This window comes from Paenibacillus sp. 01T422 (assembly GCF_056398785.1).
Genome location: NZ_JBFTQB010000593.1, coordinates 1 through 6,839 on the forward strand (window position 1 = coordinate 1; position 6,839 = coordinate 6,839).

Annotated in this window: 5 protein-coding genes and 1 pseudogene; 2 read left to right on the top strand and 4 right to left on the bottom strand. The window is 45.1% G+C overall.

The annotated features are described in order from the left end of the window. Nucleotides 1–2,938, bottom strand: a 2,938-nt coding sequence (locus tag AC1DUA_RS26695; protein ID WP_477502659.1) for a polysaccharide lyase family 8 super-sandwich domain-containing protein, incomplete at its 3' end; no start/stop codon positions are given. Next, nucleotides 2,829–3,365: a carbohydrate binding domain-containing protein gene (locus AC1DUA_RS26700; protein WP_477502655.1), complete on the bottom strand. Its 537-nt coding sequence runs from the start codon at nt 3,363–3,365 to the stop codon at nt 2,829–2,831. The genes AC1DUA_RS26700 and AC1DUA_RS26695, both read right to left, overlap by 110 nt. 334 nt (nt 3,366–3,699) lie before the next feature. Here AC1DUA_RS26700 and AC1DUA_RS26705 point away from each other — a divergent pair, with 334 nt between their 5' ends. Together AC1DUA_RS26705 and AC1DUA_RS26710 are read left to right on the top strand one after the other, a co-directional pair. After that, nucleotides 3,700–4,851, top strand: coding sequence for an MFS transporter (locus tag AC1DUA_RS26705; RefSeq protein ID WP_477502656.1), 1,152 nt, complete (start codon nt 3,700–3,702; stop codon nt 4,849–4,851). 48 nt (nt 4,852–4,899) lie between these two features. Then, on the top strand, nt 4,900–5,679 hold the full coding sequence (locus AC1DUA_RS26710) for a 3'-5' exonuclease (RefSeq protein ID WP_477502657.1): 780 nt from the start codon (nt 4,900–4,902) through the stop codon (nt 5,677–5,679). Between the two features lie 294 nt (nt 5,680–5,973). Here AC1DUA_RS26710 and AC1DUA_RS26715 read toward each other — a convergent pair whose 3' ends face one another. Both AC1DUA_RS26715 and AC1DUA_RS26720 read right to left on the bottom strand, forming a co-directional pair. Then, a complete protein-coding gene (locus tag AC1DUA_RS26715) occupies nt 5,974–6,351 on the bottom strand; it encodes a hypothetical protein (RefSeq protein WP_477502658.1) in 378 nt (125 codons plus the stop codon). A gap of 181 nt (nt 6,352–6,532) precedes the next feature. Next, nucleotides 6,533–6,643: pseudogene (locus AC1DUA_RS26720) on the bottom strand (polysaccharide deacetylase family protein); the annotation flags it as partial. Nucleotides 6,644–6,839 lie beyond the last annotated feature (196 nt).

Below are 6,839 nucleotides of genomic sequence, written 5' to 3' on the forward strand. Positions count from 1 at the left end.
CACCAATTCGGAGCGAAAAAGGTTTGTACGTATAGGGATGGCTAACATTAGAGCCATCCAGCCTGACAGACTTGGCAACCACTCCGCTTCCTTCATCGCTTATCGCGAAGTTTAGACTGCCACCATCTGTCCAATAAACATCCATCGTGACCGTAGACGTGATAACTGGCGCCTTCGAATCGATTTTGACTTCAACCGTTTTAACTGTCTCTTGGTTGCCGGCTTGATCAACACTATAATAGCGAATTTGATGCACGCCATCCTCAGAAACAGATACTGTGTTTCCTTCCGTAAAGGCAACGTTATCAACGCTATACATCGTTGTTTGCACGCCGCTATCAGCGTCGCTTGCCGTCAATGTCACCGTTTGCGCCGTGCGCTGCCACCCTGTTTTCGCGTCATCTGTCGTCACCGGAGCTGCACTGTCCTTCTTGAAGGTAATGACATGCGTCTTACCAAACGAGCCTGCAACCTGAATATCAAGCTTTAAGACCGGTGAAGATTGCTGTACTGTAATTGTGCTATCGCCGCTAACGAACTGCAAGCCCGTTTTATTCAACTCCAGTGAAATCAAATTCTGCGCTTGCGTTGGATCGGATACCGCAATGGAAAGTTCAGTCTCTGATTCCTTCACCATAATGGAAGCCGGATTGCCTGCTGTAATGCCTGCTACGGAACCAGGATTCCAGAAATTGGCCGCTGTAATGCCTAGCTGCTTCTCTTTCACTGCATGCACATCAGCTGTATTGCTTAAAATTTCCACAGTCGGCGATTGGCTGTACGCTTCTGTTGCGGCAGCATCCTTGTGTGGCAGCATGACATAAGCATAGGAGGCATTCGTCGGATTTTGCCCGTGCTCGAAAGCTAAACTTAAATAATTACGCGTAATCGGCGTATTCGATTGTCCGCTGTTAATCTCTTGCCAGCTTCCCGTTCTCGCTTCACGCAAGCCATAGATGCTTGCAGACCCTGGGAAATAATAACCGATGTCTGAATCCACTACATTGCCGGCTAAATGAGCCCAATTCACATGATTTAACGTGCCTGACCAGCCTAGTTGATTCGATTGAACAGAACCGTTGACGATAAGTGCATTGTCTCCGGCATCACTCAGCTTCCGATTATCGATGATCGTTTCAACCGGCGCGTTCGCTGCTGAACTTTTCGAAATTCCTGCTCCTAACGCGACGATTTCATCATCGAACATGAACCACGATTTCTTGCCTTGCAGCGTGCTTCCCGTTACTTTATCCATGGAAAAGTCCATGCCTGCCGCACCATAAAGGCCATCGATGGACGAGCCGCCTACCCAACTTTTAGCGTTCATGTACGAAGTCCATTCGCCAGGGGTCACGCCTTTGCCTGACTGATCCGTCGTTGTACCTGGCAAACGGAATGAATCCACAGTCGGCCAGAAATCATTGCGGTACTGATTAAGATCCTGATCGTATAGGAATGTCATCCCTATTCCCGTGTACCAGCCTTTAAGATTTTCGTTATTACCTTTTTCAAAAGCAGAAATCCGGTTCGAGAAAAGGCTCAACCCAAAGCCATAACCCTCACGCAAATGAACCACACGATCCATGCCGGCAAATACTTGATTGCGCTTCAATTCTCCTCTGGGCAAAATAGTTGAATCGCTCATTAGCTCTTTAATCAGCGCCAACTCATAAATCGGCAGTCCATCCACGTAATTCGCATAGGTCGTATCAGTCAAAATCCATTCCTTCGCCATCCGCTTAATCGAAAGCGCAACGTCCGCCGGTGCACCTTCAGCCAAGCGAAGCAAAGTAGTAATCGTGCTTCTAGCGCTGCCTGTTGCTTGTCTGGAGATACCTCGACCATTCACCATGTCCATGTAAAGTCCTTTGTAAATAACAGGTTCGAACGTGTCCGAAACCCATTTGTACACATTATTAACGTTAGGATCCGTTACTGGCCATGGGGAGCCATTCAGGACGTACGTCATATCAGCAGCCCGGCTAAGCCATACAGCGCCATAGCCAGCAGTATACGCAATATTCGTATGCTGTACTAATGAACCGTCTATGTATACCCCGTCACCATGATTGGCATAAACAAATTCGGGACCAATCGGGTCGCGACCTTGCGTAATTTTTGCACTGTTATTGCCGATGATGCCACGCATTGTAACAACAAGCGCTTTATCCAGCAGGTTGGCGCCAGTTTCAACAACATTGTTGAGTGTACGTTTTTTCGGATCAGGGACAAATCGGTCGATAGCCTTCATATGTTTCGTAATCTGAGTTGGTGTCAACTGCTCATACATCAACACGAGAATATCATTCATAATTTGCGGAGCGCCGATCTCCCAGTCCCACCAGTTGCCGTACTCGGTTTTGGATTCGTTGTAGCGGTTAGCGTTCAACCAATCCAGTGTGTTTAAAATATCAGCTTTAAGCGCCTCATTATGGTATAAACTCGAGCCCTTGAGCGTATAAGCGAGTGCCAATGTCCGCAATCTGCTGTACGAAGTCGTTACTTGCGCCGAATCCGTTGTGCTAGCAAGGTCATTCCAGACAAGCGTGCGGTCCGCAGACTTGTTAAGCGTATCCCAGAAACCGGTTGCACTATCATTCGTTACGCTATCTGCCATTTTCGCCAGGTTGGCGGAAATATCAGGATCAGCGGGATCATAATTGGTACCGCCCGTCAGCTTATTGAACCATTTGGCCCGCATCTGTGCGTAGGCTTGAAAAAGCTCTGCAGATTCAATGTTAACGAGACATTGTGCCTTGATCGTGCCATCTGGCGTCGACACCGTAATTGTAGCGGAGCCTTGTCCCACACCGGTTACATTTCCGTTGTTATCCACAACTGCCACACTTGGGTCTGTTGAACTCCAAATCACCGTTTTGTCCGCTGCATTCGTAGGGACGAACGAAGGAGCTAACGCTACCGAAGCCCCCTGAGCCATAGAAAATGCGCTTTCCAGTCCCCGTGACATTATCAGTTTTCACCCACACTTTAAGTCTATAGGACTTGCCTGGCGTCACCGTCAACACGCTTTGATTGACAGAGACTCTGCTTGTTGCAAAAGCGTCAAACAAAATTGATTTACTCCCTTCATGAAAGGTGGTTGAGTCTAAGGAGACATTCGCCGTTTGATTGGGCGCTTTGCCGCTCCCTGTCGGAATCCATAAGCCCCAACCGACCGGGGCAGGCGTTGTAACGCCGTTCCAGTTCGTATCCAGCGTCGTTGTTGTTTGTTCGAAGCCGCCATTGCTCAATAGGTTGACAGCAGCAGCCTCCGCTTTTGGATAAGCGCTTTCATAAATGGGTACAAAAGATACAAGAAGACTTGAAACCATACTGACCGATAGTATTTTTTTCATTTTTCCCATAACGATCACCTCATCGACATATTTTCATGCAAGAAAACAATTTCTAGAGAATGGTCTATACCAGCCTTTCTAGCATAAAAGACATCCATCTTCCTAGGCAATCTTCAATTCTTGCAATTGGTTATACAAAAAACGCCGATTCTTGATGATAAAAAAAGCCGACCTAGCAAAAAAAGCCTATTATTGCCTTAAAGCCCGTTTATCACAACTTCAAGTCGGACAACCCTACTTCGCTCCTGAGACATTTTTCTTTTTGGAATCTTTCGTGCATCATGTTAGAATGTAGTTTTACAGCAAACACACGCTAATTTCAATTAGGAAGGTTACGGTCATCATGAGTGCTTCAAATCTTTTACGTTCGTTTAATTTTTTGTACTTTGCCCTGCTTGCCATGTTCGTTTCATTTCTGCCTGTTTATTTAGATGCCCAAGGGCTCCCTGCAACCAAAATCGGTCTGATCATCGGTACAGGAGGAATAATTACCATCTTCTCACAACCGCTTTGGGGCATGATCAGTGATAGGACCAGAACCATTAAGAAGGTCATGTTGCTTCTATTAGTGTGTTCAAGCCTTGTAGGGTATTTTTTATATACCTCCAATAGCTTCATTGTTCTGCTTCTGTTTACGATGTTTCTGTACTTTTTCCTAATGCCGCTAGACCCGTTAACAGAAAGCCTGAACTTCCAAACAGCGGAAGCAAACGGAGTTAGTTATGGTTCCATACGGACTTTCGGCGCTATTGGGTATGCCGTTATGTCCTTGGCCGTTGGCTATGCGATTCAATATTTAGGCTTAAACAGCTTAGGCTACCTTTTCGGAGGGATCGGCGTCATCAGCCTTATCATTTGTTTATCGCTTCCAGATGCACCAGTTACTGGTAAACCAATCACATTAAAAAGCTTACGTAATTTCCTAGGAAATAAAGAGACAATTTGGTTTATGGTGTTAATCTTTATTGTTGCCGTTCCGCAAAGAATTAATGACACATTTTTAGGCGTATATATACGAAAATTAGGTGGTAGTCCTGACTTGATCGGACAAGCTTGGTTTTTAGCGGCAGGTAGTGAAATTCTTGTCTTTGCACTAAGTTTCTGGTGGCTGCGCAAAGGGAAGGAACTCGCAATCATCGCTTTCTCTGCTTTCTTTTATTTCATTCGCTTTCTATTGTCCTCATGGATTACGGAACCTCATGCACTTGTTTACTTGCAGCTTCTGCAAACCTTCACTTTTCCAATCTTTTATTCCGCGGCGATTCAGTATCTATACCGCATTGTACCTGAGGAGTGGAGAGCAACCGGTCAAACAGTTCTTGCTCTGCTGTTCTTCGGCGTATCCGGCATTGTGGCCTCGTATCTGGGCGGATGGTTCTATGAAAGCTTTGGCGGGCAATCGCTTTACTTATGGATTTCCATCATGTCCTTTATCGGATTGCTGTTCAGCCTTGTACTTACCGCAGTCTACGGAAAAGCCAAGATGGCAGCCTAAACATTTTCTGCTAAAATGATAGGAATAGAAAGAACGGGGGCAAGCACCATGGACTACATTATTTTGGATATAGAATTTAACGGTCGCAAGTTTGCGAGCGATTTACCCATGGAGGTTATCGAGATTGGGGCTGTGCGCCTTAATGATTCCCTTGAGCCAGTCGATGAGTTCTCAGCTCTGATCAAGCCGGTGTATTTCTCCAAATTGAATGGTTTTATCAAAAAGAAAACGGGCATTCCACAGGAGGATATTGATAGCGCCGCTGGCTTTCGCAGTGTCATTACAGATTTCCTCGACTGGCTGAACCGGAGCGATGCGTTTCTACTCGTTACATGGGGCGGAGAAGATTTGAAGCGTATTGTTTTTGATACGAGAATGCATAAAATGGATGATGCGTACTGGATGAATGCCGACTATTTTGATTTATTGAAGGGGTTTATTCGCTACAAAAATGTAACGAACGATGTCAGTGTCGAGGCGGCCCTGCTTGATTTGCAAATCGAGGCGGAAGGTTCCGCCCACAGAGCGCTGGATGATGCGCGGATGACTTCACACGTGTTCAAAGCGATTTTTCAAGAGCTTGATTTCGAACGGACACAGCAATATGTAGATGTCTACAGCAATGCCAAGGAAAGACGGCTTCTGAAGACAGCCATCCGTTCCATTACAGCCCAGAAAATCGTGCCTACTTGGGAGCTCGTTGTGGAACAGTATTTTAAGGACAAAATGGCGCTTACCGATCCCAGAAAAATTACTGAGCTGCAAGCTCTGTTTGAAGTGGAAATGGTGAAGGGTCCGCAGGTTGTGAAAAAGGCACCTGTGCAGTAGCGTGCAGAGGAGCTGAGGTGTGTACAGTTTGCGTTAGCATTGTAAAACATCGCTACAGCAAACAATTGGCCCATTTGACATGCGTTAGAGATGATAAACATCTTTACAGCGGCGGGAACAGCTGCATCGTTGCACCTCCGCACCAGTTAAGGATGTTTTACATCCTAACAGTGAGCAATTAGCCCGTTCAGCGTGCGTTAGCGATGAAAAACATCACTACACCCTCCCTCCCCACCACGACCAAAAAAAGCCAATCCACTCGACACGTTGCACATGTCTTGGATTGGCTTTTCATTATAGTTGATCAACGCCTAAGCGATTAATGAAAGTAAGTGAAGGAAGAATATCGCGCTCGCTGCGCTTGGACTCATCTTGTTGAATGGACAGCAGTTTGCCTGTCAATTCAAGGAACCACATTTCGTCTCTCACGGCGAGGGAAACATCGATCAAGCTTCTCACTTGTTCTTCTATATCAAGGGAACTTGCCGGCAACTTTTTAACATCTTGGTTGCTGACTTCCATGACTCTACCAATCGTCGATTCACGGTCGGATGCAATCACGTAAATGCGAGTCAGACCTCCAAGCACATCCATGGATTCTACATACCCATGCAACATTTCATCTTGATTCGTAGTGGCTGTAACCCAATCACTGATTTGATAGTTCATCATCCAGCACCGCCTTTAGCGTTATTTTTAAACTCAAGTTATACTGTAATTATAAATGTTACAGTATCTTTTGTCAATGTGGCTCATGCTGAATGGAACATTATCTATGCTTCTTATGTAAATAATAAGGAAAAATCACTTTCGCCTTCATACCCTGTCTCACGTATTAGCTCGCTTCCTATTAGAAAAAAGTAGCCTTTGATTGATATTTAACCAAGAGAGATAAAATTGAAGCAGTTTGCTCCGCCGGTCCATCATCAAACGTTAACGCCACAACTTTTTCATTCGTCTCAACAGAATACTCCTATTCCAATTATGACTATTCTTTTTCTCATTTATTCACCCTACCTTCCTTTATTTCAAAAAAACAATGAAATTCAGAAACAAAATTTACAATATTAGCTTCACTATTTATACTAGTAAGGTTATTAGATACTCTATTCATTAGCAAGGAGCCTTCCTATGAGTACTTCTACTGTTTTAAATGATGA